Consider the following 26,667-nt stretch of genomic DNA (forward strand, 5'->3'; position numbering starts at 1 on the left):
TTCAAACCGCATCAGCGCTGCCAACTGGAGACTGGCACAGGCTCCAGGTAAGAAAAGTAAATTAGTAAAATCAAAAAGAGCCGGTATAACTTACCGGCTCTTTTTGATTTTACTAATTTACTCTTTATCCCACCACACCCGCGTCGAAAATAAATCCGGGCCTTGATTCTTCACTGCCTCGGCGTAGTTCTCCGTATTTAAGCTGGCCTCGGATTGCGGATAAGGCAAGCGACGAGGAATCTGGCCACCCGTTTCGTTACCAGAGTAGTTGGTAGGAGTTAGCTTCGGGTAACCGGTACGGCGCCAGTTAGCGTACACCTCAATATTGTTCATGAAAAGCGAAGCCCATAATTGCGTATGGATTTGCTCCATCTGTTCGTCAAAGCTACCTCCCACGTAAGGATTAGCGACTAGGTAAGCAGCGTATTCTTCTTCGGTAACACTCATGCCGCCCGGGTACAAAGGCTGCATATCCATGGAAGCTTTTACCGCGGTTTCGTAGTGCGTTTTGGCATCGCCGGGCCCCCAACCCCGCAAAGCGGCTTCGGCTAAATACAACTCTACTTCGGCGTAACTTTGGAAAATGCTGGGAGTAGCGTTGTTGCCCACCGTATTTAAATTGATTTCGGAATACTCCGCCAGCATATCGTCCGTCCAGTTGGGGATAATAGTTTTGATAGTAGAATAATCGTAACCATTGGGTAAGCCTTTTTGCTTGCTCGGCTCAGTACTAGTGGGTAATTGCGTCGGGTCGGCGTTGCCGGGCCACAGTGTAATGTAAAACGGCAGGCGCGGGTCTTGGGTGGTTTTTAAATGTTCCACAAAAGTTTGGGCCATTTTGCCGTAGCCTTTTCCTTTGGCCGAAGGCGGTACGCCTTCCCCACCCCGCAACTCGCGGCCACTCCAGTAAAATTGTAGTGCCGTTCCATCGGTATGGTTCAGTTTGGCTAAATCGGCATTGCTCTGCATCACGCCGCCGGCAATGGCTTTCTTTACCCAGCTTTCGGCCATGCCCGCATCTACTTTGGTGAGACGCATGCCCAGGCGCAACATCAACGAATAAGCAAACTTCTTCCATTTATCAGTGTTGCCGGCATACAGAAAATCAGCGGCACCGTAAGATGGCTTGGCCGGGTCCAGGGCCAGTGCCGCTTCGTCCAGTTCTTTCAGCATATCGGCGTAAATAGCCGACTGAGGATCGTATTTGGGTTTGTACAGACCGTTAATATAACCCTGACCCGCTTCAAAGTAAGGCACATCGCCGTACATATCAGTAATGCGGTGCATGATGTACACCCGCCAGATACGGGCAATGTTGTACAAGTTACTCTGGGTCGGGTTGTCCTTAGTTAAATTTAAAATTTGAATATTTTCTTTTAGCTCCACGTTGTACCCAGCATTGAACAAACCATCGGAGTAACCAGCTTTGGCTAAATATTTATCGCCGGTCCATTGGTAAGGGTTGAGTGAAGCAAAAAACTGCATGAAAGCCCCGGAAAGCTTATCGTTGGGGTACAACGTATTATCGTCGCTGGCTCCGGCTGTCCGGATAATGTTGTAAGAAAATAAACTGCCCACCACCGGCTCAATGTAAGCGTTCGGGTTTTTGTTCATTTCTTCAAAACCATTATCGCAAGCCGTTAACAACAGGGCGCCTGCCACCATTATCTGCCGAACATGACGAAAGAAAGGTATTTGTATATTTTTCATATCGATTATTTTAAATAGAAAGAATACTAATTAACCAGTACAAAAAAGGTTAAAACCGCACGTGCAAGTTAACCCCGTAACTGCGGGTAGTAGGCACCCCAAAGTTTTCTAAACCCTGCGCGTTGGAGTTGTTGTAATTCGACTCCGGATCTACGTTAGGTACTTTGCTGTACAGCAACCACAAATTGCGGGCTACCAGCGACAAGCTAATGGATTGGAAAGGCGTTTTGGCCAGAATGGCTTGCGGTAAAGAATACCCGAACGTAAGCTGCCGCACTTTTACAAAACTGGCATCATACACAAACTGGTCCGTGATGGTATAAGCAATGCCTTGGTAATAATCCTGCGCCGGCACCACTTTCGAGAATTGGTCGCCGTTCTGGTCTACGCCGTTTACGGTTACGCCGGTTTCGCGCACGTTATTTTCCACGGTCCGTTTATCCAGGCCAAAATAAGTGCCGTAGGCATTGGTAGAGGCATATAATTTAGAACCAAACCGACCATCCAGTAAAAAGCTAAACGAGAAATTCTTGTAATTAAAATTGTTGGTTAAGCCAGTGGTTAAAGGCGGTACGCCGCGGCCCAAAGGCGTAATGGCACTTTGCATGGGCAAACCATTAGCCTTATTGTACACGATATTCCCGTTGGCATCCCGCTTCATTTGGAACCCGGCAATCATGCCAAAGGGCTGGCCTTCGTAATGGTAGATATACGCGTTTTCGGTGCGGGGGCGGGCACCCGGTAAAGCCAGACTAGTTAAGCCTTCGGCAATTTTAATTACCGTATTCTGATTGTAGGCCATATTGTAACTTACATCCCAGCTAAAACCTTTGGCCGATTTAATGGGCGTACCGGTTAAGAGCAACTCAATGCCCCGGTTGCGCATTTTTCCCACGTTTAACGACACGCTGTTATAACTGGAAGAAATAGGCACCGTAGCGTTAACAATGTCGTTGGTGGTCGTCCGGTCATAAACGGTTACGTCCACGCCTAAACGATTTTGGAAAACTTTCATTTCCAAGCCGGCTTCAGCGGTAGTAGAAGTGTAAGGTTTTAAAGAATTGGGAATAGTATTGCCGGTAATACCCATTAATTGCTGACCCAGGTGCGTAACCGATTGCGCGGTATAAGATAAATCCAGGCCGTAGGGATTTGGAGCGCCACCGCCCACTTGCGCCCAGGATGTTCTTACTTTGGCGTAATCCAGCCAGGCGGGTTTGCTGTTCCAGGCATCAGAGAAAACAAAACTTAAACCCGCCGAAGGATAAAACAAGCTGTTATTATTTACCGATAAAGTAGAAAACCAATCTTGCCGGCCAGTTAAGGTTAAATATAAAATGTTGTTAAAACTGACGTCGGCGGAGGCAAACAAGGAATTAATGCCCGATTCGCGGAAAGTAGTAGCAAAGGTTTGGCTGCTGCCATTGCCAATAAAGTACTGAAACGGAGCGTTGAGCAAACCGCTGGAAAGATCAGTGCCGTTTACCTGGTTGTGCATTTTGTTGCCACCCGCTAAGGCATTTACCGAAAACTTACCGAAAGTCTTCTCGAACCCTATTAATACTTCGGCGTTGTTTTCGTAAGTGGTATTTTGATTGGTACTCATCTGGCCCTGGGCATTGTACAAAATACCGGTGGGAGTAATGTTATTACCTTCGATGTTAAAATAATCAATGCCGATGCGCGCCCGGGCATACAGAAAATCAGTGATGTTAAAGCGGGTACTGAAGGTCCCGATAAAGCGCCGACGTTCGTCCTGGTTACGGACTTTGTTAATGGCAAAATATGGGTTCACCACAAAGTTATAATCGTTCCAGGGGGTTTCATAGCCTCTCTCGTCGTAGCCGGGAGCTAAAGTGCGCACATCAATACTGGTAGCCAGTACCCCCACCGACGCATTGGGGTTCATGGTAAAATCGGCGATGTTGCTCCGGTTTTTGTTTACTTCGATGTTGTATTGCGCATTACCTTCAAAAATGATCTTCTTACCCAGATTCGCATTGGCATTTAAATTAAAGGTTTTGCGGTTCATGGAAGCATTTTCCACGATGCCTTTGTTATTTAAATCTGAAGCTGAAAACCGAAAGTTGGCCGTTTCGTTGCCGCCCGTCAGAGCCAAGGTATTGGAAAAAGTGGTACCGGTCTGGTAAAAGTTTTTGATGTTATCTTTCTGCGCCACGTAAGGCCGGGCAACTCCATCTGCCTGAATAACCGATGAACCATCCAGCTTTGCTCCCCACGACATACGGCCATTGGCAATGGCTTCGCTTTGGATGGTAGGTTTGGCACCCCGGGAACCGGAACCATATTCGTACTGCCAGTCGGGGTAAGTTAGCGGCCGTTCAAAGGTACTCGTGGAGTTAAATTCTACGCCTAAGCCTTTCTGCGCCCTACCCGATTTAGTTGTAATTAAAATAACGCCGTTGGCAGCCCGGGAGCCATACAAAGCTGCCGCCGTACCGCCTTTTAGCACCGAAATACTTTCAATATCGTCGGGGTTAATGCTGCTTAAACCATCGCCCCGGTCGATGCCGCCAAAGGTACCCGCCGAACCTTGGGTAGTATTGTTAATAGGTACGCCGTTTACCACGTACAAAGGCTGGTTATCGCCGCTTAAAGAACCATTGCCCCGGATAATTACCCGACTGGAACCGTTAGGTCCGGTGGCGGTATTACTAGCGGTAACCCCAGCTACTCTACCTGCTAAGGCATTCCCTAAATTTACTTCCCGAGCTTTGGTCAGCGCTTCGCCGCCCACTTCGGTGACTGCGTAGGTTAGCGCCTTCTTTTCTCGTTTTATTCCTAAAGCTGTTACTACTACTTCGTCCAGCGATTTAGCATCGGGCGCCAGAACAATATCAATCACGGAACGGCCGTTTACCGGCACGGTTTGGTTTACAAAACCAATGTAAGAAAAAACTAAGTTGCCGTTATCTGGCGCATTAATAGTGAAGCTCCCATTCACATCTGTAATAGTACCCTGAGTAGTACCGTTTACCTGAATACTTACTCCCGGCAAACCTTCGCCTTTTTCATCGCGCACCGTGCCTTTTACGGCAGTTGTTTGGGCCAAAGCATTTATCCCAGTCAAAGACAGGAATACTGCCAACAACATACTTAGATAATAAGGCGAACCTGAATTTTTAAAAAATAAAATAGGCCACAGCCTACTTTTAAGCCAAAGTAGAGCACTTTTCATACAAAAACATTTTAGTATTTTTTTGATTTAAAACCCGAAGCAAAGGAATTGTAAGGCACTACGGACGTAGAGCCAACCGGGAAGCAGGTACTAAAAGAGGGATGGAATTAGTAAATTTTTATAACTTTAAGCGGTTCTCCTTTCTTGTTTAAAGTAAATAATACTTATATAAAGGAGGTCGATTTGTACCAGGGTAACCGGAGCACCTAATTCCGTTTACCAGAGAAGCAAGTATCTGTTTTATTTAAAACTACTTTGTGCGGTAAAGGGTGTAGCCAACCATTAACCATTAACCCGGCTACACCTTATTTACTTTTAAAGGAAGAAGTTTGAAAAGACGAACCGTTTTCTTCCGGCAAAAGTAATGTTCCTTACCCTACTTCCCATGCTTGCGTACAAATCGACTTCAGTATGGATGTTTAAAGATTAGCGCTTAATCTGGGTAGACTTTAAGTCTTTCTGCTTATAAAGACACGCCTTTACTTTTTTGGGGTGAAAGAAAATTTAAAATTTATGTTTTAAATAGCCTGGATACTAATTAAACTATTAATTATGAGTTGTTTAATTAAATTATTGAAGCTGCTTTACAGGGGATGATTATTTAAGAAAAATTTAAAAATAGGAATTGGTAAAATAGAATACCGCCGGGTTTTGGCAGCAACTACCTGTAATTAATTCCTGAAACTAAAAAGCAGAATTAACAGAAAACAAACATCTTGCGATCTTGTAAAATTAGCCGGAACATGGCTATAATATGTAATTTTTTAAATAACATTAAGGCCGGTATCTACTTGTAGCCTCTATGCAAAATACCCTGTTCTTTTACCTGGCACTGTTGCTGGTTATTTTATTTTTAGTGATGCTGGCCCGGCGTTTAAAAGTGTCGTACCCCATTATTCTGGTTTTAGGCGGATTACTGCTAAGCTTTATTCCGGGACTGCCCAATATTGAAGTTAATCCAGAGCTTATATTCCTGATATTTTTACCGCCGCTCCTCTACGAAGCGGCCTGGTATACCTCCTGGAAAGAATTCTGGAAATGGCGTCGGGTAATTGGTTCGTTTGCTTTTTTAGTGGTCATTCTCACCGCTACCGTTATTGCGTTTATTTCGCAGGCGCTCATTCCGGGCTTTACTTTGGCATTGGGTTTTTTATTGGGGGCTATTATTTCGCCGCCAGATGCGGTTTCGGCTACTTCGGTTTTAAAAGACGTGCAGGTACCCAAGCGCGTAGTTTCTATTCTGGAAGGCGAAAGTTTGCTTAATGATGCGTCGAGCTTAATTGTTTTCCGGTTTGCTTTAACCGCAGTAGTTTCGGGCAGTTTTGTTTTGCACGAAGCCGTTACCAGTTTTTTTGTGGTTATTATTATGGGCACGCTTACCGGTTTAGGCGTGGCGGTTGTGTTTTACGCCATCCATAGGTGGTTGCCCACTACCCCCAGCATGGATACCGTGCTTACTTTTATCGCGCCTTACCTCATGTACATTACCGCCGAGAAATTCCATTTTTCGGGCGTCTTAGCCGTGGTAAGTGGTGGTTTATTTTTATCACATCACAGTCACCGGATGTTGAGTCATTTGAGCCGGATCAGAGGAGCCAATGTGTGGGCTACCGTGGGCTTTGCCCTGAATGGTTTTATCTTTATGCTGATTGGCCTGGAACTGCCTATTATTGTTAAACAGCTCGGCGACCATACTTCTTTAAACGATGCCATTAAATACGGTTTACTTATTTCGCTGGTGGTTATTATTACCCGCCTTTTGTGTGTTATGGGCGCTTCGGTATTTACTAGGTTTATCAGCCGGTTTATTACCACCGCCGATAGCAAACCAGGTTGGCGGCAACCTTTAATTGTGGGTTGGGCCGGTATGCGAGGCGTTGTTTCGTTAGCTTCGGCCTTATCTATTCCGCTACTACTGAGTAACGGCGAAGTTTTTCCGCAGCGAAATCTTATTTTGTTTATCACCTTCACGGTAATTCTGGTAACGCTGGTATTTCAGGGCTTAACGCTGCCTTTGGTTATCCGGTGGGTAAACCCAAAAGAAACGGATTACCCCTTATCTTTAACTGAGCAAGATTTAAAAGTGCGTAAAAAATTAAAAAATGCCGCATTAGATTTAATCCAGGAGAAATACGCGGCAGAGTTAGATACCAACGAATTAATAAAAATTTTAAATGTTCGGCTGCAAAGCGATATTACTTTTCTGGATCATTTTACTAAGCCGGAAACCGGCGAAAAATGGGCCGACGATAACATAGAAAGCTACCGCGAAATTATGGGTGGCTTATTAACCCACGAACGCCAATTGTTGCACCAAATAAACAAAAAGGCCGAAGTAGACGAAGAAGTGATACGCAAACACCTGGCCTTACTGGACCTGGAAGAAGAAAAGCTGCGGCGGCAGTTTGAGAATGATTAGATTGTATTTTTAGCTCTTGATTGCTTCCGCCTAGAAAATATCTTTATACTCCTGACTTCTACCAAAGAGTATAAATTCAACGCTGTATACAGTTGGATTAAGGGCTTTTCTGTGGAGCCTTTTCAAGTCTCCAAGCTGCGGTGCTATCTAATTTGAGACTTCAAGTTTTGCCTCGTAGCCGGCGGGCCTCGTCGGGGCAATGAGGGCGGGCTGCTTTCCCTTTTCTCCTGACGTCGAAATGCTGCTTGCAGCACTGGAAAACCAGCAGGCCCTCGTTGCCCCGACTGCTGTTCTTTCCAATAGCATCTGCTTTTCTGGCTTTATCCGTTAAGGGTAAGCACTGTTCGTACCCAAATTTTGTGAATTGTGTTTGAGAAAGGGAATGCTAATCCGGAAACAACAAGAGGTATTTATAAATTTTGTAATTTATAAATACCTCTTCTTTCTATTATCTCTAATAACTTGAGCCAGGTAGCTACTAGCAACTGACACCAGTTTGGCTGTTGAGGGCCTTTTAGCGTTCCGGTGCTGCAAAGCAGCATGGCGTAGTGAAACGAGCCAAGGTTTGCTAAACCGCCCGAAAGAGCCAAACGAGGCCAGCCGGCCACGAGGCAAACTTGAAGCATCAAACTAGATAGCACCCGAGCATGGAGGCGGGAACCGGCTCCAAAGTAAAGCCTTGATTTCTATCAAAAGTCCTTTTTAATTCAACCTAGTGTAAGAATGAGATCTCGTTCATACTATTGCTATTATTACCATCTCCCAATTCCAAATTCATCCTAGCGCCCAGAAAAAAGGAATACTTGATAATCTAATCCGTATATTTTTTAAAAATAGAACTTGCCGTATGGCCGCCAAACCCAAACGTATTGTTTAGAACATAATGTAGCGGTTTCGAAATAGATTTATTTAATACTAACTCTAATCCTTCCGGAATAGCTGGATCCAGATTTTGAGTATTAATGGTGGGCGGAATAATATCTTCCTTCACCGCCATTACACTAATAATACTTTCTACGGCCCCAGCTGCTCCCAGTAAATGCCCGGTCATAGATTTGGTGGCACTAATAGTTACGGGTACGGCGTCAAATACTTTTTTAACACCGTTTAGTTCGCTCAAGTCGCCGATTCCGGTAGAGGTAGCGTGGGCGTTTATGTAATCAATTTGGTTCGGGGTAAGTTGCGCATCGCGGAGCGCTTTTTCCATGCCCAGGGCCGCTCCTAATCCATTCGACGAAGTACCGGTTAAATGGTAAGCATCGCCTGCCATGCCTCCGCCTACCATTTCGGCGTAGATGCGGGCACCTCTTTTAACGGCGTGTTCTAATTCTTCTAAAATTAAAGCGCCGGCACCTTCCCCCATTACAAAACCATCGCGGTCCTGGTCGAAAGGCCGCGAGGCAGTTTCGGGATGATCGTTGCGTTTGGATAAAGCTTGCGCCGAACTAAAACCACCCACCGATGATTCCGTGATAGCCGCTTCGGAACCGCCCGCTACCATAATGCTGGCCTTGCCCATCCGGATGGTATCGAAAGCGCTGATGATAGCCGTATTGGAAGAAGCACACGCCGAAACCGTACAATAATTAGGACCATACAATTTGTGCCGGATCGAGATAACGCCCGCCGCTATATCCACAATCATTTTGGGAATAAAGAAGGGATTAAACCGGGGCGTGCCATCGCCGCTATGGAACTCCCGCAGTTGTTCTTCAAATGTACCAATGCCTCCGTTACCCGTTCCCCAAATAACACCAACTTCGTATCTTTCTGCTTCCGACATTTGCGCAAAATCCAGCCCGGCATCCTGAATAGCCTGGTCGCTAGCCGCAATAGCGTACTGGGTAAATAAATCGTACTTCCGGATTTCCTTTTTTTCCAGAAACTCTTCCGGGTGAAAGTTTTTTACTTCGCAGGCAAACTGCGTTTTAAACTTACTAGAGTCAAATTTAGTAATGGGAGCCGCACCGCTTTTACCGGCTACAATGTTTTCCCAGAATTCTGTTACGGTATTACCCAGGGGCGTTATGGCGCCCAAACCTGTTATTACTACTCTTTTCATATAATATCCCTGATATCCCAGAGTTTGCTTAAAACATCCTGTTTACCAGCCATTGTACCCGTGGGCCAATAAATAAAATTGCCGGAATGGCTACAAAGTAACCTATTAACCAGGATTTAAACCAGATTTGCAGAAAATTTAAAGTAAAGCCTAAATTAACAAAGATAATTGTAAAAGATACCAGACCAGTAGTAATTAAAGCCATCGTAAAAGCAAAAGCCACTTTCTGCTTCATTTTAGTAGATTTAAGGCAGCTTTAAAACTTAACTATTATGCGTTTGCGCTTGCTCCCGCGATTTATTCATGGCTTGCAGGGCAGCCTCCGGCGACGAACGGAATAATTGATAAATTTGCTCGGTATTGCCTACCCGTATTTCATATTCGTTCTTTTCCAGTGCATTCACAAAAGCTTCGGCAACGGCGCGTGCTGAAATCCCATTTTGTCCGCCAATTGGTCGCGAAAATTCGGTATCTACCAAGGGCGGCATTAATTCAAAAACTTTAATGGCTGAAGTTTCGGCTAAAGCCATCCGGAGCGATTGGGTATACGAATGCAAGGCCGCTTTACTCGCAGAGTAGCCCGCCAAAGCTCCAGGCACAAAAGCCACGATCGACGACACATTAACAATAGCCGCTTCGGGTTGATTCTTTAAAATTGGTAACAGCTTTTCATTTAGCCGGATGACTGATAAATAATTAGTATGCATTTCGTCGGCTGCTTTACCAAAGGCATTGGCCGTGGGATTAGTAATATCGTACAATAAAGCGTGTCCGGCATTATTAATAACAATATTTAAGTCTGGGAAATCAGTATATAACGTGTTTACCAGATTATTTACGTCTGCTTCTTTACTCACATCTGAGGCAATGGTGGTAACATTGGGCAATTGAATGGCTGCTTGTTGTAAGCGCTCTTGGTTGCGGCCGGTAATAATTACTTTATTGTGGTTCTGCGTTAATAGTTTGGCTAATTCTAAACCAATACCGGCACTCCCGCCGGTAATCAGGATGGTGTTTTTAGTTGTTTTCATAAAGTTGTATTGGTTTTAATTTTTTAAATTTTAAAAATGAGGCAAGTGCTTACCCCGTGCGCAAACAGCCGGTTTTGTGTATCCAGTAATTGCGCTTCGGTTAGCGCCGTTTGGCCGCCCAAATAAATTATTTTACCTATTGCCCGCAGTTCCCCACTTTTAAGCGTGACGGCCCTTAAGAAATTAGTTTTAAGTTCTATAGTGGTATAGCTCGTACCAGCCGGCAAGGTGCTATGTAAAGCGCAACCCATGGCGGTATCCAGAATAGCCGAAATAACACCACCGTGTACCGTATTAATAGAATTATTATGAAGCAGCTGCGGAATAAAACTAAAAACGACTTCTCCTTCGGTAATATTTACAGCTTTAAAATCCAGCGTTTGCAGCAAAGGCGGATAAGGAATATTACCATTCATAATAACGGTTAAATAATCTAATCCGGATATTGGTTGGTTAAATGCGGAATAGTATTCTGGTTGCAGGTTGGTAGTTTCCACAATTTATATTTATACCAATCGGTATATTTATAACCAAAAAAATCAAGCTAGTCCTTGGATTAATTTTTCGACGGATTGCAGGATGGCTTTCCGGAAATTGGTTTTGCCGGTGAGTTTAGTAATCATAATGGCACCTTCAATCATGGCGATAATGGTTAAGGCTGTTTGTTCAGGGTTTACGTCGGCTCTAAATTCTTTATTTTGCACCCCTTTACTTATTAGCTGCGCTAGTTTACTTTTCCAATCCGTAATGGCTTCAGCGGCTTTATTTTTTAAAAGTGGGTGGGTATCATCGGCTTCAATAGCCGTGTTTAAAATGGGGCATCCCCCCACCGGAAAGGGATATTTTAAAAAGTTATCGTATACCTGCACATACACCAGCAATTTATCCGTAAGGGTAGTTTGCTTTTCTACTTCGGTATTTAAGATCTTTTGGACCTGTGCCAGATTAAAATCAAAAGCGGCTAATGCTACCTCGTCTTTGTTCTCGAAATTACCATAAATGCTGCCCTTAGTTAAACCCGTAGCATCGGTAATATCAGACATAGAAGTACCCGCATAGCCTTTGGTGTTGAAAATAGGCGCCGTTTTTTCTATAATAAACTGCCGGGTTCTTTCTGCTTTGCTCACTTTGTTAATACTGATGATGGTACAAATTTATACCACTTGGTATATTATACAAATTTCAGGAGCAAAAAGTTTAACAATTTTTCTTTTACAGAAATTATTATTGTTGGAATGAGTTACTGCCGAATTATTAAGCAATAATAAATAAGGTGCGATTTAATAATTAGAGCAGCATAAAGTTAATTGCTCAAAGGAGTAAGCTAACTAGTTTTACTATAATAACTTATAGATAACGAAGCAAAATTTTCAAGCTATTAGATGTTAGACTTTGGTGATATTAACCGATTATCTAGCCATAGTATCTTACCACAATCCTGATAATCAATTTAGTAAATTTAATTTTATCCAGTTACGTAAATGATTATAGAGGAGCGTAAAACGGCAGGTGTAAAATAAAACTATAACTTCAAAAAAGATACTTTGCGGCCATTCTAAAGTATCTGATTTTAATTAACTATTCGTTTACTTGCACCGCCGAACATTTTGATTCTTGTTTTTTATGAGTACGCTGCTGAAAGATATTTATTCGCCAAATTTTTATAACCGGTTAGCCGCAAGTTTAGAAAAAGTACTACCAAGTTTTGATAAGCAGAAGTTCATCTCTTTGGTTCTGACAGAAAATTTTGAATTGAAGGAGTTAAAAGAGCGGATGCGGCATACTACCCAGGCTTTGCACGCCTTTATGCCCGCTAATTTTGCCGAAGCCGCTGAATTACTGCCAACTACTATCACTCAGTTAAAAGCCGATGGCTTCGGAGAAGGTCGATTGGAGTTCCTGTTTTTGCCGGATTATATTGAAACCTATGGCTTAAACCATTACGAAAACTCGATAAAGTTGCTGGAGCACGTTACCCAATACATTACCTGTGAATTTGCCATCCGGCCATTTTTGCGGCATTATTACGAACCAACCCTGGCTCAAATGCTCGTCTGGTCGGGGCACGAAAAATACCAGGTACGGCGGCTGGCCAGCGAAGGCTCCCGCCCCCGACTGCCCTGGGCAATGGCAGTACCGGCTTTAAAGAAAGATCCTACTCCTATATTTCCTATTCTGGAAAATTTAAAAGCTGATCCATCGGAGATTGTCCGGCGTAGTGTAGCTAATAACCTGAACGATATTGCTAAAGACCATCCGAACCTGGTAGTACAAACTGCCACTCAATGGAAGGGTGCCAGCAAAGAAACCGATGCGCTGATAAAACACGGCTGCCGTACTTTGCTTAAACAAGGCCACCCGGAGATCTTAACCCATTACGGCCTGTCCGCTAAAAACGTAATTCTTTCCGGCTTCGAAGTAAATACTCCGGTAGTTCCTATTGGTGGCAACTTAGAATTTGTTTTTAAGGTTAAAAACGAGCAATCGGCTAACCAAATAATCCGGGTAGAATACGCTGTTTACTACCTAAAGCAAAATAATACTTACGCCAAAAAAGTATTTAAAATAAGCGAGCGCTTGTTTTTACCCCTCGAAGAAGTTACCATTACCCGGCAGCAAAGTTTCAAACGAATTACTACCCGCACGTTTTACCCGGGCGGGCACCGGCTAGGTTTAATTTTAAACGGTGAGGAAAAAGCCGTTAAATCCTTTGACTTGGTTAGCAAATAACCTCGTTGAATTTCAATGACTCAGAAAGATGTTTTACCCCATATTTTTAACGGGCCACTCAACCCTTTCAACCGTTATTACTTTTTTTCAAATTTTCCAAAAGCTGCCCGAATGCAATCTTGTTAAAAAAGTCTTCTAATTGATTTTTTTTCTGAAGATAGAATAGAAAATCAGGGTCAGGATAGTCCAGTAGCAAGCAAAACCAACCAGAAAAAATAGAGGCGGTGTATCCGGATCTTAATGCAAGAGTTTAATAAAAGGTAACAGAGGTACTATTAAAATAAATTTAACAGGAGCCAGAATAGGGATAAGACCGATTGCCAAGCTGCTTGTGATTCTGATCCCAGGAAAGATTCAGGTGGCTGGTTTAAAAGCAAGTTGGTGCCCACAAGAAAGGCAAACGCCCAAATAAGGAAGCCGGAAATAAACTTTGTTCTGGAAATGTGCATGGCCTATTAATTATAGTCCGTTTTAATGTCCATTACTGCTAAATATTTTAACACTATTTACTAAAGTTAGTCTCCCTAATGAAAGCCATATTGCCGAAAGCGGTTGCGCATAATTACCGGATATACTTTATTATTCCCGTTTATATTCCTTAGACAAGCATATCTAGATTTCACCGTCTAACTTCCGGCGAACGGGGTGCCGAAAATACCAACGGCAAGTTCTGCCCACATAAGGAACAACGCTACCAGAATAGCCGCACAAATAGCAATTCGGTGCTCCATTTTATCTATCCTTCTTAATACTAACTCACACAGGAACCCCGTACTGAGCAGTAGAAATCCCGCCACCATAAAATCAAACAACGACCAATCTACTTCATTGGTGAACTGCATGGCTATGAATGGGATAAGCAGTAGAAGCGCTACGGTGAGCACAATACTAACAAGTCTTTTATTCTGCGTAATCATAATTATGTCTCCTTACTTTTTAACTTTTTATAAAGCTCTATTTAATTGCGAATTCTTTATTTTGTTCATTTTAAAAATTGCCGGTTTATCTTAAGTAACTGAACATAATTAATTCTATATACTGGATGCAGGGATTGCAGTAAAAAATAATTATTAATCAATTACTTACGCATACACAAGTCTAACATCTAATATCTTGATACTTGTGTCTATTTATCTTATTTATTTAAAATGGAAAAGCACGGGGAAAAGAAAAACTACTATAACTGTCCAGGTAAAGTAAACGGGTAAGTATAAGGTAATAGCCCTCCCTACTTCGGTAAGGGCGGCTTTCTTAGTGATTGCTTTAAACAGCATAACCGTTACTAACAGCAGATGTACCAGCATTAAAATATTACCGCCCAGCACCGCCACCCGGTTAGGAGTAATTCCCCATTCCGATATCCGGAAAGAAATAGCCGATAGCGCAATTCCATTTACTACAATCGTTACTATTGACAATAGAAAGAGCACCCATACATCTAAAAAAGAGGTTGATTTGGTGGAGCTTTCGGCCACGGAAAAGAATATCAATGCCATTACGCCAATTAGAAGCAGGTTAAACAGTAACAGAAATTCTCTATCGTTATAAGGGTCTTTACCCGAATAAATAATGGCTCCCAAATAAATAACCAGCATTACTAAAACCAACGGGCTGAATATTTTAGCAATAACCGGCGATACTTTGTTTACTAATTGCGGATTGGTTTGGGTAAGGTAAGTAGCTACTATAGGTACGGCAGGTGCCCCAAAAGCCACTACGTATTCAAAGTAAAAATCCTCAATCTTAAAACCAATCAGGTTAAATAACCCGATGGTTATGCCTGTCATTAATATGCCGGCTATTACCAACAAAGCGGACATTACAGCCAGATCGCCGTTAAAACGCAAAAATTCGAGTCGCTTTTTAAAATGACGGAGTTCGTTGCCGGCAAACGATACGCCCAGTAAAGCCCACAGCAGTAAAGGCAAATGGATGCAGGCTAGTATAAGCGTGTCACTTTTAACATTATCGGGTAGAGAATTGATGTACCCTAAACACACTACTATAACGCCACTGATAAAGGCTATTTTAGTAACCGGTAATGTGTTTTTCCAGGCAAAGTAGGCCGCTAAAAACGGGAACACAATAAAACCAATGTTCCTCGGATAAAAAAACTCCTCGCTAATGGCTAAAATAGCGGGCATTTTAGCTAGTAACCCCGCTATTAAAGATGTCACTACAACGAACCGGAACTCTTTACCGGAACCCCAGGAGATTTCATCCGATTCGTAGTTTAGCCTTTCGTGCCAGAAATCGGCTAGTACATTACCGCTAAGTTGCGGGTATAGGCGCCTGAATTCCTGCTTAAAATCGGCCTTATTTTCCCGGTACAGTTTCTCTAATTGCCTCGGATCGTTTAGATTAGAGAGGATTTCGTTCTTCATCCGTTTATGCTTTAAACTTTTTTAATCAGGAATTTTCATTCTGATTTTTACTTTTTTTTAATCCCACATAGTACCGGCTAACCCTAAAACAATACCCAGCCACAATCCAATGAGGTATACCACAATGCTCAGGAGAATAGCCACTGTTCTGTTGAACCCGCGGGAACTCTGATAATCCAGGAAAGAGTAAAATGCACCACCTATCGCCCCGGCTAATGGCGTAATAATTAATGGTCGAACTTGCCAGAACTTGCCCCATTCCGGATGAGGGTTATCTACTCCAAATACAAAAAATGAGATTACGAGTAAAGCAATTCCTGCTCCTACTACTACTGGTTTAACGAATGATGCCCGATAAATGGACTGGTTTTGAGATTTGTTTTGCTCTGTCATGGTTTAAAATTTTAAGTGAATAGTAAATTGATTTGTATTTAAAGAACTTTGTAATTCAAAGTATAACTATAAAAAAAATGCATCATTCTGTCTGTTGTTTAAAATTAACTGCTCTAAAGCATCTAAATGGTTCTTAAAAGCTTTAGAACCCGCGTATGTAGGGTAATAGGTTGTGTTTGGCTTACGCCCGACAAACTGTTTTTCCACGCGCAGGTACTCTGCTTCTTCCAGCGCCCGCAAGTGGCTAGCCAGGTTACCATCGGTTAGTTGCAAGGTTTCTTTTAAAGTGTTAAAATCAACTTTCTCTTGCACCAGCAGCACCGACATAATGCCCAGTCGTACTTTGCTCTCGAAGGCCTTGTTTATATTTTCCAGATACTCCTTCACCGGTTGCTAGCGTTCGTATTTAAAGTACACCAGTGTCCCATATACAATGTGCAGTACACCAAATCCTACTGTCCAGAGCAACAATCCATAACCCACAAAAACGCTGGCGAACAAACCCAGTACAATCTCGAAAATACCTAAATAACGTATGTCGCTTAAAGTATACTTGCTACCGTTTAGCAGGGCCAATCCGTAAAAAACCAACATAGCCGGTGCCACCAGAAATAAAATATTGTGGTAAATAAGTATTGCACAAAAAGCACCTCCTGTAGCCAAGGGTATAGCCAGATTTAAAAGTAACCGCCTGGATTGATTGTCCCAGAAGCGAAGGTTCTTTTTACGGACATTACGCATAGTAAAGTAAGTAGCGGTACAAAAACCCAGTATAAGAACGCCTACCGCAACGGCTAGCAGAAACAAGATATCTTCGCGGGTTAAGTTGCCGCCCACCTGTTGGTAGTAGTTAATGCTGTGTTGAGTAAAGTACCATTTAACCACCGCCGCTCCAGCAAGCGCCGACAAACCGGCCGAAATTCCGGACAATCCGCTCAACGAGAGGAAGCGGGAAGAACGCTCCATAATGCTGCGGATTTCGTGCAGGGTTTCTAACTGATCTTGCTGCTGATTCATATTAAAGTACTTTGTGTTTCAAAGTTAAAATTAGTTTACGGAAAATCAAGGGGTATGGCTAAAATATTTCAGATAATGTTTGCTGTAAATTGCTAAATGGTAGCTAAAAGGCGCCGTACTAGCACCGAGTAAGGTATCAGCCGATTATGATACCTGTGCTATAAAAGTAACCATTTGGGCTTACAAACAGAGGTATTTGGATCAGATATTACCAAGTAGCTTTAGCTTAAATTTTTCTTTCGTAATCCCCTCACACCCAAACAAGGGGGACTGCGAAAGAAAAGTGATCTGTCCGGTGACCCTTAACCTAAAAATACCAAATTGGAAAGTCAAAAATTGGTTTTAACAGCTTTTTGAATTCATGTTACTTTAAACTCATTTTTGTTTTCTTAACTCAACCAGTCTATTTTTTAATTCAACTGATAAATTGGTTTCATCAGGTGAAATTATAGTAGCTTTTTGACAGAATGGCAGGGCCTGATTTCCTATATATTGTTCGTATCCAGATGTCTTAACAGTGGCAAATGTTTCCCATTCTTCCTTTTTCTCTTGAGAGAGGAACTCACCACATAAAAGGAAGGTCTTTTCATTAGTAGATGATATTAAATATCCCACTTTTACTTTACGGAAATCAATGGGAGTAGGAGGCTGGTGATGACGAAAATCACTAGATGCCGAAGTAATTAAGAATTGAACAATGGAGTCAGGTATGGATTCCTTATTTTCAGAAGTGGTGGCAGCCACTAATGAATCACTTTTGAGTACTTTTTTATTGTCTGAGTTGGATTTACAACTTACTATAGCTGACATGAAAAATGTGTAAGCAAATATCTTTAGGGCGATTATAAAAATAGGTGTCTTCATTTTGCTAACTCAATTTATAAACTTAGTTTTTATCAATGTACTTTTAAAGTCGGTATAGCATTGTCACTAACTAACGGCTAAACATCATTATTACGTTTAGCAAGCTATTATTTGTTGTATAACCACAATTGACAAGTAAATTTATAATAGGATATAATCTAATACCCTTGGAACACCTACTCAATAATCCAATCTGGTTTGCGCTTCAATCCGGAAACAAGAACATAGCTAGCGGCAACGCGCAAGTTAAATTCATGCAACGGGATATTGGCCCTTTTGCGGCTATGGAAGAGTACTCTGAAAGTAACTTTGTCTATTTACTGGAACAAAGTAAGCCAGGAGATTATTTTATTCTTTTTACCCACGAAAAAATTAAGGTGCCGGCCAGCTGGACAACTTTGGTGGAGAAAACCATAACGCAAATGGTATATTTGCACCCTTCGCCTCCATCTATAGTAGCCGATACTAACCTGGTGGTTTTAGAAGAAAAAGACGTTCCGGCCATGCTCGATTTAACCCAAAGAACGAAACCGGGGCCTTTCTTATCCGGCACCATTGAGTTGGGTAATTATATCGGAATTTTTGAGGGCAGTAAGTTAATAGCCATGGCCGGTCAGCGTTTAAAGCCAGGCGTGTATACCGAAATCAGTGCCGTTTGCACCGACCCGGCTTATACTGGAAGGGGATTGGCGCAAAAGATAGTCACTGCTCTGGTAAATAAGATACTGGCCGAATCTCGTATTCCCATGCTTCATTTAAATACCGATAATAACTCGGCTTATAACTTATACACAAAAATTGGCTTTCAAACCCGACGAGAAATAATGGTGTATGTTATTCAAAATAAATAAAGAGACACAAGTATCCCGATAATAGATACCAGATTTTTGTGTAGCTAAATAGTTTATTATAAATAAGATATAAAAAATATTAGTGTCTAAAATAGTAAATTTTGTTTGGGATTTTAAAGGTGCCTAAGCAAATACAGCGTTGGGAGCGGTATATTTAATAAATTAAAGTTTAATTATTTCCTCAAATACCTGCAGTACTTCTTTCTCTGATAAGAGACTGGTATCAATGCGCGGGGTTCCTAGTTCTTCGGCTTGTTTTCTCAAATATTTAAGCCAGTTTTTCATATCGGCAGTAAATAACCCGGGTTGCCTACGATTGTAGGTGAGCCTTTTCCTCATTTCTTCTTCGCTACAATCTAATAGGATAATGGTGTATTCATTAAAGCCTTGTTTGGCAAAACCCGCGCGAATAAATTCTAAGTTTACCTGCCCTTCTAAAAAGATTTTCTTCTTTTCATGTTCTTGCAAAATCCTATCAATCCATTCGTACGTTTTAGCTTCTTGCCAGCCGGAAGGCGACCCAAATTCATTTATCATTTCCGGTACGGAAGGAACGCCGATTGAATCAAAGTGAAAGAATTCCCAAGGTTTGCTTTTGTATTTATTTTCGAGTTGAGTAATTAAAGTTGTTTTCCCTGCACCAGAAGCACCCGTAATAAAATAAATGGTTCTTTCGCGGTTGCCGTTCATGGTTTTAGATTGAGTATTTCGCTTAACGGTAGGGAGCTTTGCATTGAGGGTAGAAATAGCGTACTATCCGGCCCAATACAAGATAAAGTATTAAGTAAAAAGCTGGATAACGAATCTATTTTCAAACTGCGCCGAACGCAAAGCTCCTGTAAATAATTTGTATTAAAGCTAGTTAATTGGCTTCAACGTACTTTTTAAAATTGTTTAATATTGCCTGCCAACCGGAGCGTTGCATTTCTACCTCATTGGTGTTTTCAGCGTCGAAAGTTGTGGTAACTTTTGTGGTTCCTTCCAGGTTTTTAAAATCGGTTGTGGCTTGTCTGCCGTCGCCCATGGTGTAGGTTAGCTTCTTTTGGTCCACCACTTCATCATAAACAGCTTCAAAGTCGAATCCAAAACTACCGTCCTTCGCTTCCATTCTGGCACTATACTTTCCACCGGGCGTTAAATCATTTTCTGCGCGGGGGCATTGCCAGTCATCGGTGGCAAAATTCCAATTTGTAATATGTTCGGGCTTGGTGTAATATTCCCAAACTTTGCTAATTTCCCCGGCAATTGTGGCCTCAACCTTAATTTTTGTTTGCTCCATATTTCTGTTTCTTCTGTAGATTGTTCTTACTTTATTAAAAAATTACTAAATCTGTTTAATTATTACTTACTGGATCGCATTGCTTTAAAAACTTTCAAATTGCTGTCTGATGCTAATTTTTTGTACTCAGGCGTATCACAGGCTACTAAGGCAATTCTTCCGTCTTTGTCGCTGTGTACTCCCCAGCCATAACGTTTTGTTAAGGGAGATGCTCTAAAGCAAGGTTGGCCCTTGGAGAAAAACACTTCTCTTGCCTGCTCCAGTTCGCTTTCCGTTAACGCATTCCGTTCCGCAAATACTTGAAAAAGCACATCATCGGAAGTAAACGTGTAAGGATTTTTAATAACGAGCTCAAACTGAATATTCGCAACAGTTTTTGTATCTCCTTTCACGGGTGGTATTTCTCCGGTTGCGGCGGGGCAATCTTCTGCAATTTGAATAAAGGTATTTGGATAGTTGGTAGTATGAACTTTCATGTAATTTCTGGTTGTACTTTTAAATTTGCGGCTTTGCTTTAGTAGCGGTTACATAGGGCGCAATTGTCGGCCCATTCGCAGGTTTCCTGTCAGGTGCCCATGCACAAAATTGCTTTTACCAGCAGTGTTTCTGCTAATTTGCCGGCGTTTTCGGCAACAATGCTTTACCAGCCCCTACAAGCCGCGTAAAATCTTTTCCATCTTTCTGCCTTTTGCCAATTCATCCACCAACTTATCTAAATACCTAACCTGCTGCGTTAAAGTATTTTCAATATCTTCTATGCGATACCCACAGATTACGCCAGTAATGAGGTGCGCATTGGGGTTGAGCGTGGCCTGCTGGAAAAACAGCTCAAAAGTTACTTTTTCTTTTATGAGGTCCTGCAGTTTATTAGCATCGAAGCCAGTTAACCATTCTATAACCTGGTGCAGTTCTTCTTTGGTTCTGCCTTTCTTCTCTACCTTCGCGAGATACAGAGGATAAACCAATGCGAAAGTCATTTTTGCGATACGTTGATTGTGGGTGGCGGACGTGTTCATATCGGGTATTTTAGCGGGTGCTGTTGACAAATATTGCTGGTAACTGCTACGGCTCGGCAATAGCAGTTCGGTTGTTGCTTTCAATTCTAAATTAAACAAAAATTTTTGCTGTTCTACAAAGATTTATTCGCCGGTATTTTAGTAAATAAATAAAGAGAGCGTAGCTATTTTTTCCAATTTTGCCGACTGAAAGTCTTTATTGCACTTCTTTTAACTTTCATGAAGAAGCATCCACGACGTACCGAACTTATCGCGGAGCATGGCAAAGCGAGTGGCAAAAAAGGTTTCTTCCATTTTCATGAAAACTTGCCCATCTACGGAAAGTAGGGCATACAGTTTTTCCGCTTCCTCTACGGTATTTAGTCTAAGAGAAAGATAAGCACTACGCATGGGCTCGGCATTCGGAATATCGGCTCCCATGAGCACTGTATTGCCAATCTCAATTCTGGCGTGCAGAATGGCCTCTTTCCAATTCTCCGGAATGTTGGCGCTATTAGTTTGCTGTTGGTGGGGCATCATCATGGTGATTTTGCCGCCCAGATGTTGCTCATAAAATTGGAAGGCTTCTTTGCAAGTGCCCGGATAATTAACGTATATGTCGAGCTTCATGGAATAGGTTTTACTTAGGAGATAATTTTACTTTTTTTATATTAATGTTTCTCTTGTATACTCGTCAAAAAATAGCCTTTATAGATAGACCACGCTAATAAAGCAGATAATAGCTTTTTCGAGTTTATAAATAAATTTTGTAATCAAGGAGTGGTCTTGGAAGTATCCCAGCTTACTATTACCTGATACACAATTTACTTATCTGCATTATAGGTATAACCACTTTAGGTAAGAAATATTTTTATTAAAAAGGCGCTTTAAGCAGTAGCCGCTTTGGCGAGTTCTCAGATCCTCTCAGCATTATAGCCTGAATCTGGTTTGTTACTTAAATTTACTGCTTTCAGCCGTTATTGCTTACAGCCCAGGTTAGCGGCGCATTACTTTTTCGCTCTATCTTAGCACCATGAACAAGGAAAATCTGAACCAGGGTACTTTAAATACGAAGCAGCATTTTGAGATTTTAGATGGGCTAAGAGGCATTGCCGCACTGGCAGTGGTCATTTTCCACTTTATGGAATGGATTTTTACTGATATCAACAAAAACATTATTGGGCATGGCTTTTTAGCCGTTGATTTTTTCTTTTGTTTATCGGGCTTTGTTATTGGCTACGCGTACGATGACCGCATCCGGGGAATGGGGACAGGAACGTTTTTTAAGTTAAGGCTGATACGATTACACCCTTTAGTAGTATTGGGTTCTGTTTTAGGATTATTAGCCCTTCTTTTAGATCCTTTTGCCTCACCTATTACGTACAACGCCGGTAAACTTTTTTTGCTGTTTGTTTGCTCCGCTTTCCTCATTCCTTTCCCGGTAATGGAAGACCGCGCCTTTAATCTTTTTGGGCTTAATGCGCCTTCCTGGTCACTTTTTTACGAATACGTGGCCAATCTTTTCTATGCTTTGATTCTTTACCGGTTAGGCCGTCGCTCCCTAACTGTATTAACAATTCTGGCGGCTATTGGCATTTGCCTGGTTAGTTACCGGGCCGGCAACCTGCTGGGCGGATGGTCGAAAGATACTTTCTTAGACGGTGGTGCCCGGGTGGCTTACTCTTTTTTAGCGGGCTTGTTACTGTACCGTTCTAATTGGATTATTAAAAACCGGTTGGGGTTTGCCGGCCTGGGTATTTTGTTGTTTTTAGCCTTTCTCCTGCCCGGGTCTAAATGGAACTGGCTGACGGAAGCCCTGGTGGTACTCTTTTATTTTCCACTGTTGGTTTCCCTGGGAGCTGGCTCCAGCCTATCGCCGCAATGGAAAAAAGTTTGTCGGTTTTCCGGTAACATTTCTTACCCGCTTTACATGACGCATTACGCCGTACTATGGATCTTTGGGAATTATTTTACCAGTAAAAAGCCGCAGCTCAGCGAATTACCCTATATCATTATACCCAGTATCATTGTCCTGGTCGTTTTTGCTTATCTGGTAATGAAGTTCTATGATATACCAGTGAGGCGCTACTTGAGGAAAAAAATCAGCCGGAACAAAAGCATTCCCCCTATTAACCTTAACGGTAGCCGGTAATAGCTGTAAGTTATTTTTTTCTTGTACTCTTGATTCCTCTTATTTTATTTAAAAGTTTATTATAGTCAGCCTTATCTATTGTTCTTTCGTCTATTGTTATTTTTGAACCATGTTCAAATTTCAGAGTTAATTTCCTATACTTTAAATACTTTATATCTTTTGAAAAGAATCGGACAACATTCAAGGGATTGGATGCAAAATCCATATTAACTAGCTTTACTTTATAATGCATTAAATCAGTCAGGTCAACAGTTCTTTTGTATAAGCCCCAAAAATTAGATTTAAATAAATTTGTATTTACTAATTCATAGGTTTCTATTTTCCATAATCCCGGCAGCACAAAAAGAATTATTCCCAGGCTGCACCAAATTATTCCGGCAGGGGAAGTAAGCCCTAAAGAAGGCGATAGCAAGGCCGGAATGATAAAAACTAATCCATACCCAATAATAATATAAGGTATTGTCTTGTCTGATTTAGCTTTCATCCATTTGCTGCTTACGTGGCGCAGTTTAGCAATAGGAGGTATTCTTAGTGCTAAAGCTGCATTAGAAACCAGAAATTGAGTTATGCCCATGTACTAAATCGAAGCTCGTGAGACTGCTTACTGTCAATAGTCTATTATGCGGATGGGCTATTGCTATTTTTAAGTGGTTCATAGTAGAGAATTATTGCCCCACCACCAAAGGTTTTTGTATTTACTAGTTTAAGAGTAATCTTTTCAGATATATTTTTAAATAAAGGCAAACCGCTTCCTGCTATAAGCGGATGAACACAAAGTTGGTATTCGTCTATTAAATTTAGGTTAGTTAAGGCTACTATTAAACCCGGACTGCCCACAAAAATATCTTTATCTACCTGTTGTTTAAGTTCTGAAACTTCTTCTTCCATGTCTTGGTTTGCTAATTTGGCGCTTTCCCAGTCAACATTTTGCAGCGTGCGCGAAAAAACAATTTTAGGTATCTTATCGATTGCTACAGCAAATTCGTCCATTGCTTTTTCACCCGTCGGATTTTCCAATACAGTTCGCCAATATTCCATCAGTTGATAGGTTGTTCTGCCGTATAGAATAGTGCCTGCGTTATTTAACAAGTCGGCGTAATGCTGATGTATTTCTTCGCCAGGGATACCTGAGGTATGGTCGCAAAACCCATCAACGGTCATATTAATAGCGGCAATTAGCTTTCTCATTCTGTTTCATTTAATTAATTAGTAATTTTTTGTTTGCTGGTTGAAGTGTGCGCGGCCGCCAAAGTATTACGCCTATAATGGAGGAGCTTAATCACAGGCAGTATTGTCGGAAAATACCCATGGATATAGATGAAGGGCTAAAGGCTGACTGCTAAGGGCCTGCAATACATCGTGTCGGCGCAAGTTTTATTACCTTTCTAAATTTATTTATTCCTAAATAATAGGGGTATTACCTTCCCAACTTCTACTAATATTTCTTTATTTAAGAGAGGCAGCAACCCGCTATTTGCAATGCTAGCACATTTCGAAACCCAACATTAAGAAGGAATCTTTCTCCGCATTGCCTTCCCGCATTAAACAAGTTGCGCTTTGGGTGCAATGTTCTAAACCCTGACCTGGATCTTTGCGGTGGCGCAGCTACCTTAAAGGTGTTGTTAGCGCTTGGCTTGTTTATTTTCAATCACATAAATTACATTATTTTCATTATCATCGTCATTCCTGTATTCGACTAAAACAAAATTATTCTTTAACAGTAACCTTCGTGAACTTTCATTATTACGATGAGTAAATGCTTCTATTTTTTCTAAATTCAAATTATTAAATCCATAATGCAAAATACTTATTAATGCTTCGCTCATTATTCCGCATCCTTGGAAGTGCGGGTGTAAGTCATATCCCACTTCTGCTGTTTTTCGGTCCTCTGAAATATTCCAAAGACAAATACTTCCGATCATTTCATTATTGCCGAGCTGTGAAATGCACCAATAAAATGATCTGTGCAGGTCCACATTTTCGTTAATTCTTTTTATAAAATTGTTTGCCTCCTCTTGTGACTCCGCACTTGGCCTGTCCACATATTGATTCACAGTCTCATCGGAGCGTAAAAAAGAAATTTCTTTCCAATCCGAATACTTTAATTTTCTCAGAAGCAACCGATCAGTTTTTATTTCCGGAAATTGGCTAGTATTCATTTTTTCTAAGCTTAGAGCTAACGGAAAACGGCTTTGCGATGTGGCGGTATTCCGTGTTATGTCAGAGTAAATTTATCAATAAAGTAGATAGAATTCTATAGTTGAGCACATGTTTGTCAGCCACCATATTGCAAAGCCGATGTTAGCAGCATTCCCTTCTTTTGGCGTATCAGCTCTGAAGCTAAAACTCCTTATATGATCTTGTTCTTTAACCACTGTTTCAGCCAATCAATTTCTTTAGCCTGCGAACTGATAATATTCTCGCAAAGTGTTGTCAAACTCTTTTCATGCCCATATTCAAGATATGCCTTAGCCATATCAACAGCACTTTGATGGTGTGGTATCATTTGGGCTGCAAAATCCTTATCAATGTCGTTGTAGATGATTGTATTGTCATTCATCATTGCCATCATGGAATGGGTCAATGCTTTTTGAAATTCTTCTGAATTTGATGATGCTGTTTTTTCAACTTTAGAAATAAAGTCGTGCATCAATCCTATCTCTTTGTTTTGGTCGTCAATTACCTTTTGAGCAAATGCTTTAAGTTCTGCATTGCTTCCCTTATCAACTACTACTTTAGACATTTCTACAGCCCCTTTATGATGTTCAAGCATCATTGCAGCAAAATCTATATCGTTATTGCCGGTTGGTTTAGCAGCGTGCATATCATGCATCATCTTATCCATTGTTGCTGTAATCGGGTTCATTTTATTTTGATTTTGAGTGTTGGAATTACTTTCATTATGAGCTGCATGATTTAATGTATCTTGACCTGCGGAACTGGTATTTGAATTAGTATTACAAGCAAGTACAATAGATGCAAAGCCTGCAAGTAAAAAGACCTTTTTCATGTTTCGTCTGTTGTTAGATGAACAATTACTACACTTTTCAATTAAACTACTGCCTCGGGTTTAGCAGCACTTTGTGTATGCTTTGTCGTTATCATTAGCAGCACAACTACAGCGGCAATTAGAAGTAATACTGCACCGGCAAAGTAAGCTGCCGTATATCCATAGTTTAGTGCTTCTGCGGCTTGTATCACTATCCCTTTGTTTTTGTTTGCCAATCCATTTTGTAGAGCACTGACAGCTTCGGGTAATTGTTTGTTGGTAACTGTAGTTGCTATCGTCGTGAATATCGCAAGACCAAACGCTGCTCCAACCTGTTGTGCCATGTTTACCAGGGCTGAAGCAACACCTGTTTGCTGCTCTGCTACCCGATGAACTGCTGTTAACGTTAAGGTAACTGCGGCAAGTCCTAAACCAAAAGAGGTCGTAAATACGGCTGGTAGCACATGACCCCAATAAGAAGAACTGGCTGTTAAGGTAGAAAGCCAATACATACCTATTGCAGCTACTAAAAAACCGGGAGTGGCAAGGAAACGAGGCGCAAAACGTTCAGCTAATTTGGAGCTTGCAACTG

At 41.6% G+C, this 26,667-nt stretch carries 28 protein-coding genes; 4 read left to right on the forward strand and 24 right to left on the reverse strand.

What is annotated here, in order from left to right; genetic code table 11:
* Positions 1–117: 117 nt before the first annotated feature.
* Entirely contained in the window at positions 118–1,710 is a 1,593-nt protein-coding gene (locus HUW48_RS23955; RefSeq protein WP_246343602.1) for a SusD/RagB family nutrient-binding outer membrane lipoprotein, read from the reverse strand.
* 49 nt (positions 1,711–1,759) lie between these two features.
* On the reverse strand, positions 1,760–4,909 hold the full coding sequence (locus HUW48_RS23960) for a SusC/RagA family TonB-linked outer membrane protein (RefSeq protein ID WP_182413334.1): 3,150 nt from the start codon (positions 4,907–4,909) through the stop codon (positions 1,760–1,762).
* Positions 4,910–5,711: 802 nt separating this feature from the next.
* Between HUW48_RS23960 and HUW48_RS23965 the strand changes: the two genes are divergently transcribed.
* Positions 5,712–7,328 carry a Na+/H+ antiporter gene (locus tag HUW48_RS23965; RefSeq protein ID WP_182413335.1) on the forward strand — a complete coding sequence of 539 codons (1,617 nt, stop codon included), beginning with the start codon at positions 5,712–5,714 and terminating at the stop codon, positions 7,326–7,328.
* A 410-nt stretch (positions 7,329–7,738) separates the two neighbouring features.
* Here the strand turns inward: HUW48_RS23965 and HUW48_RS23970 are convergent, their stop codons facing one another.
* The 6 genes from HUW48_RS23970 to HUW48_RS23995 all read right to left on the reverse strand — a co-directional run bounded on the left by HUW48_RS23970 (position 7,739) and on the right by HUW48_RS23995 (position 11,548).
* Entirely contained in the window at positions 7,739–7,936 is a 198-nt protein-coding gene (locus tag HUW48_RS23970) for a hypothetical protein (RefSeq protein ID WP_182413336.1), read from the reverse strand.
* A 203-nt stretch (positions 7,937–8,139) separates the two neighbouring features.
* Positions 8,140–9,390 carry a beta-ketoacyl-ACP synthase II gene (fabF, locus tag HUW48_RS23975; protein ID WP_182413337.1) on the reverse strand — a complete coding sequence of 417 codons (1,251 nt, stop codon included), beginning with the start codon at positions 9,388–9,390 and terminating at the stop codon, positions 8,140–8,142.
* 28 nt (positions 9,391–9,418) lie between these two features.
* Positions 9,419–9,625, reverse strand: a complete 207-nt coding sequence (locus HUW48_RS23980; protein WP_182413338.1) for a DUF2798 domain-containing protein — start codon at positions 9,623–9,625, stop codon at positions 9,419–9,421.
* A 28-nt stretch (positions 9,626–9,653) separates the two neighbouring features.
* Positions 9,654–10,421: an SDR family oxidoreductase gene (locus tag HUW48_RS23985; RefSeq protein ID WP_182413339.1), complete on the reverse strand. Its 768-nt coding sequence runs from the start codon at positions 10,419–10,421 to the stop codon at positions 9,654–9,656.
* A 23-nt stretch (positions 10,422–10,444) separates the two neighbouring features.
* A complete protein-coding gene (locus HUW48_RS23990; RefSeq protein ID WP_182413340.1) occupies positions 10,445–10,918 on the reverse strand; it encodes a PaaI family thioesterase in 474 nt (157 codons plus the stop codon).
* 42 nt (positions 10,919–10,960) lie between these two features.
* Positions 10,961–11,548, reverse strand: a complete 588-nt coding sequence (locus HUW48_RS23995; RefSeq protein ID WP_182413341.1) for a TetR/AcrR family transcriptional regulator — start codon at positions 11,546–11,548, stop codon at positions 10,961–10,963.
* A 496-nt stretch (positions 11,549–12,044) separates the two neighbouring features.
* Between HUW48_RS23995 and HUW48_RS24000 the strand changes: the two genes are divergently transcribed.
* Complete coding sequence (locus HUW48_RS24000; protein WP_182413342.1) at positions 12,045–13,151, forward strand: DNA alkylation repair protein; 1,107 nt, start codon at positions 12,045–12,047, stop codon at positions 13,149–13,151.
* A gap of 626 nt (positions 13,152–13,777) precedes the next feature.
* Here the strand turns inward: HUW48_RS24000 and HUW48_RS24005 are convergent.
* The 6 genes from HUW48_RS24005 to HUW48_RS24030 all read right to left on the reverse strand — a co-directional run bounded on the left by HUW48_RS24005 (position 13,778) and on the right by HUW48_RS24030 (position 17,809).
* The gene (locus HUW48_RS24005; protein ID WP_182413343.1) at positions 13,778–14,068 is read right to left on the reverse strand and encodes a hypothetical protein; all 291 of its coding nucleotides are present in this window, start codon (positions 14,066–14,068) and stop codon (positions 13,778–13,780) included.
* A gap of 222 nt (positions 14,069–14,290) precedes the next feature.
* Positions 14,291–15,535, reverse strand: a complete 1,245-nt coding sequence (locus HUW48_RS24010) for a DUF4153 domain-containing protein (RefSeq protein WP_182413344.1) — start codon at positions 15,533–15,535, stop codon at positions 14,291–14,293.
* Between the two features lie 57 nt (positions 15,536–15,592).
* Positions 15,593–15,928 carry a potassium transporter KefB gene (locus HUW48_RS24015; protein ID WP_182413345.1) on the reverse strand — a complete coding sequence of 112 codons (336 nt, stop codon included), beginning with the start codon at positions 15,926–15,928 and terminating at the stop codon, positions 15,593–15,595.
* Between the two features lie 66 nt (positions 15,929–15,994).
* Positions 15,995–16,315 carry a winged helix-turn-helix domain-containing protein gene (locus tag HUW48_RS24020; protein ID WP_182413346.1) on the reverse strand — a complete coding sequence of 107 codons (321 nt, stop codon included), beginning with the start codon at positions 16,313–16,315 and terminating at the stop codon, positions 15,995–15,997.
* Between the two features lie 6 nt (positions 16,316–16,321).
* Entirely contained in the window at positions 16,322–16,945 is a 624-nt protein-coding gene (locus HUW48_RS24025) for a hypothetical protein (RefSeq protein WP_182413347.1), read from the reverse strand.
* A 375-nt stretch (positions 16,946–17,320) separates the two neighbouring features.
* Positions 17,321–17,809, reverse strand: coding sequence for a hypothetical protein (locus HUW48_RS24030; RefSeq protein WP_182413348.1), 489 nt, complete (start codon positions 17,807–17,809; stop codon positions 17,321–17,323).
* 167 nt (positions 17,810–17,976) lie between these two features.
* On the opposite strand from HUW48_RS24030, the gene HUW48_RS24035 reads away from it, so the two are divergent.
* Positions 17,977–18,660 carry a GNAT family N-acetyltransferase gene (locus HUW48_RS24035; RefSeq protein WP_182413349.1) on the forward strand — a complete coding sequence of 228 codons (684 nt, stop codon included), beginning with the start codon at positions 17,977–17,979 and terminating at the stop codon, positions 18,658–18,660.
* 162 nt (positions 18,661–18,822) lie between these two features.
* Here the strand turns inward: HUW48_RS24035 and HUW48_RS24040 are convergent, their stop codons facing one another.
* The 5 genes from HUW48_RS24040 to HUW48_RS24060 form a co-directional block, all read right to left on the reverse strand.
* The gene (locus HUW48_RS24040; RefSeq protein ID WP_182413350.1) at positions 18,823–19,350 is read right to left on the reverse strand and encodes an AAA family ATPase; all 528 of its coding nucleotides are present in this window, start codon (positions 19,348–19,350) and stop codon (positions 18,823–18,825) included.
* Between the two features lie 172 nt (positions 19,351–19,522).
* Positions 19,523–19,939: an SRPBCC family protein gene (locus HUW48_RS24045; RefSeq protein ID WP_182413351.1), complete on the reverse strand. Its 417-nt coding sequence runs from the start codon at positions 19,937–19,939 to the stop codon at positions 19,523–19,525.
* A gap of 62 nt (positions 19,940–20,001) precedes the next feature.
* A complete protein-coding gene (locus HUW48_RS24050; protein ID WP_182413352.1) occupies positions 20,002–20,415 on the reverse strand; it encodes a DUF6157 family protein in 414 nt (137 codons plus the stop codon).
* A gap of 174 nt (positions 20,416–20,589) precedes the next feature.
* A complete protein-coding gene (locus HUW48_RS24055; protein ID WP_182416505.1) occupies positions 20,590–20,955 on the reverse strand; it encodes a DUF2200 domain-containing protein in 366 nt (121 codons plus the stop codon).
* A 210-nt stretch (positions 20,956–21,165) separates the two neighbouring features.
* Positions 21,166–21,564, reverse strand: coding sequence for a VOC family protein (locus HUW48_RS24060; RefSeq protein WP_182413353.1), 399 nt, complete (start codon positions 21,562–21,564; stop codon positions 21,166–21,168).
* Positions 21,565–21,967: 403 nt separating this feature from the next.
* On the opposite strand from HUW48_RS24060, the gene HUW48_RS24065 reads away from it, so the two are divergent.
* Entirely contained in the window at positions 21,968–23,086 is a 1,119-nt protein-coding gene (locus tag HUW48_RS24065; RefSeq protein ID WP_182413354.1) for an acyltransferase family protein, read from the forward strand.
* A 10-nt stretch (positions 23,087–23,096) separates the two neighbouring features.
* On the opposite strand, the gene HUW48_RS24070 is transcribed toward HUW48_RS24065, so the two are convergent.
* The 5 genes from HUW48_RS24070 to HUW48_RS27645 form a co-directional block, all read right to left on the reverse strand.
* Positions 23,097–23,660 carry a hypothetical protein gene (locus tag HUW48_RS24070; RefSeq protein ID WP_182413355.1) on the reverse strand — a complete coding sequence of 188 codons (564 nt, stop codon included), beginning with the start codon at positions 23,658–23,660 and terminating at the stop codon, positions 23,097–23,099.
* 44 nt (positions 23,661–23,704) lie between these two features.
* The gene (locus HUW48_RS24075; protein ID WP_182413356.1) at positions 23,705–24,274 is read right to left on the reverse strand and encodes a dihydrofolate reductase family protein; all 570 of its coding nucleotides are present in this window, start codon (positions 24,272–24,274) and stop codon (positions 23,705–23,707) included.
* Positions 24,275–24,708: 434 nt separating this feature from the next.
* A complete protein-coding gene (locus HUW48_RS24080; RefSeq protein WP_182413357.1) occupies positions 24,709–25,245 on the reverse strand; it encodes a GNAT family N-acetyltransferase in 537 nt (178 codons plus the stop codon).
* Positions 25,246–25,436: 191 nt separating this feature from the next.
* Positions 25,437–26,096, reverse strand: coding sequence for a DUF305 domain-containing protein (locus HUW48_RS24085; protein ID WP_182413358.1), 660 nt, complete (start codon positions 26,094–26,096; stop codon positions 25,437–25,439).
* Between the two features lie 41 nt (positions 26,097–26,137).
* Positions 26,138–26,587 carry an MFS transporter gene (locus tag HUW48_RS27645; RefSeq protein ID WP_394368435.1) on the reverse strand — a complete coding sequence of 150 codons (450 nt, stop codon included), beginning with the start codon at positions 26,585–26,587 and terminating at the stop codon, positions 26,138–26,140.
* Between the last annotated feature and the right edge of the window lie 80 nt (positions 26,588–26,667).

The sequence above is a fragment of the Adhaeribacter radiodurans genome (assembly GCF_014075995.1).
In the GTDB taxonomy this organism is placed as follows: Bacteria; Bacteroidota; Bacteroidia; order Cytophagales; family Hymenobacteraceae; genus Adhaeribacter; species Adhaeribacter radiodurans.

Bases quoted from the DNA above. Each gene is read 5' to 3' on its own strand.
- HUW48_RS24065 (WP_182413354.1), top strand. From the start codon at position 21,968: ATGAACAAGGAAAATCTGAACCAGGGTACTTTAAATACGAAGCAGCAT.
- HUW48_RS24070 (WP_182413355.1), bottom strand. From the start codon at position 23,660: ATGGGCATAACTCAATTTCTGGTTTCTAATGCAGCTTTAGCACTAAGA.
- HUW48_RS24060 (WP_182413353.1), bottom strand. From the start codon at position 21,564: ATGAAGCTCGACATATACGTTAATTATCCGGGCACTTGCAAAGAAGCC.
- fabF (WP_182413337.1), bottom strand. From the start codon at position 9,390: ATGAAAAGAGTAGTAATAACAGGTTTGGGCGCCATAACGCCCCTGGGT.
- HUW48_RS24010 (WP_182413344.1), bottom strand. From the start codon at position 15,535: ATGAAGAACGAAATCCTCTCTAATCTAAACGATCCGAGGCAATTAGAG.
- HUW48_RS24000 (WP_182413342.1), top strand. From the start codon at position 12,045: ATGAGTACGCTGCTGAAAGATATTTATTCGCCAAATTTTTATAACCGG.
- HUW48_RS23955 (WP_246343602.1), bottom strand. From the start codon at position 1,710: ATGAAAAATATACAAATACCTTTCTTTCGTCATGTTCGGCAGATAATG.
- HUW48_RS24040 (WP_182413350.1), bottom strand. From the start codon at position 19,350: ATGAACGGCAACCGCGAAAGAACCATTTATTTTATTACGGGTGCTTCT.
- HUW48_RS24075 (WP_182413356.1), bottom strand. From the start codon at position 24,274: ATGAGAAAGCTAATTGCCGCTATTAATATGACCGTTGATGGGTTTTGC.
- HUW48_RS24080 (WP_182413357.1), bottom strand. From the start codon at position 25,245: ATGAATACTAGCCAATTTCCGGAAATAAAAACTGATCGGTTGCTTCTG.
- HUW48_RS23985 (WP_182413339.1), bottom strand. From the start codon at position 10,421: ATGAAAACAACTAAAAACACCATCCTGATTACCGGCGGGAGTGCCGGT.
- HUW48_RS23980 (WP_182413338.1), bottom strand. From the start codon at position 9,625: ATGAAGCAGAAAGTGGCTTTTGCTTTTACGATGGCTTTAATTACTACT.
- HUW48_RS24015 (WP_182413345.1), bottom strand. From the start codon at position 15,928: ATGACAGAGCAAAACAAATCTCAAAACCAGTCCATTTATCGGGCATCA.
- HUW48_RS24005 (WP_182413343.1), bottom strand. From the start codon at position 14,068: ATGATTACGCAGAATAAAAGACTTGTTAGTATTGTGCTCACCGTAGCG.
- HUW48_RS24030 (WP_182413348.1), bottom strand. From the start codon at position 17,809: ATGAAGACACCTATTTTTATAATCGCCCTAAAGATATTTGCTTACACA.
- HUW48_RS24045 (WP_182413351.1), bottom strand. From the start codon at position 19,939: ATGGAGCAAACAAAAATTAAGGTTGAGGCCACAATTGCCGGGGAAATT.
- HUW48_RS24025 (WP_182413347.1), bottom strand. From the start codon at position 16,945: ATGAATCAGCAGCAAGATCAGTTAGAAACCCTGCACGAAATCCGCAGC.
- HUW48_RS23965 (WP_182413335.1), top strand. From the start codon at position 5,712: ATGCAAAATACCCTGTTCTTTTACCTGGCACTGTTGCTGGTTATTTTA.
- HUW48_RS24055 (WP_182416505.1), bottom strand. From the start codon at position 20,955: ATGAACACGTCCGCCACCCACAATCAACGTATCGCAAAAATGACTTTC.
- HUW48_RS24085 (WP_182413358.1), bottom strand. From the start codon at position 26,096: ATGAAAAAGGTCTTTTTACTTGCAGGCTTTGCATCTATTGTACTTGCT.
- HUW48_RS24050 (WP_182413352.1), bottom strand. From the start codon at position 20,415: ATGAAAGTTCATACTACCAACTATCCAAATACCTTTATTCAAATTGCA.
- HUW48_RS27645 (WP_394368435.1), bottom strand. From the start codon at position 26,587: ATGTATTGGCTTTCTACCTTAACAGCCAGTTCTTCTTATTGGGGTCAT.
- HUW48_RS23960 (WP_182413334.1), bottom strand. From the start codon at position 4,909: ATGAAAAGTGCTCTACTTTGGCTTAAAAGTAGGCTGTGGCCTATTTTA.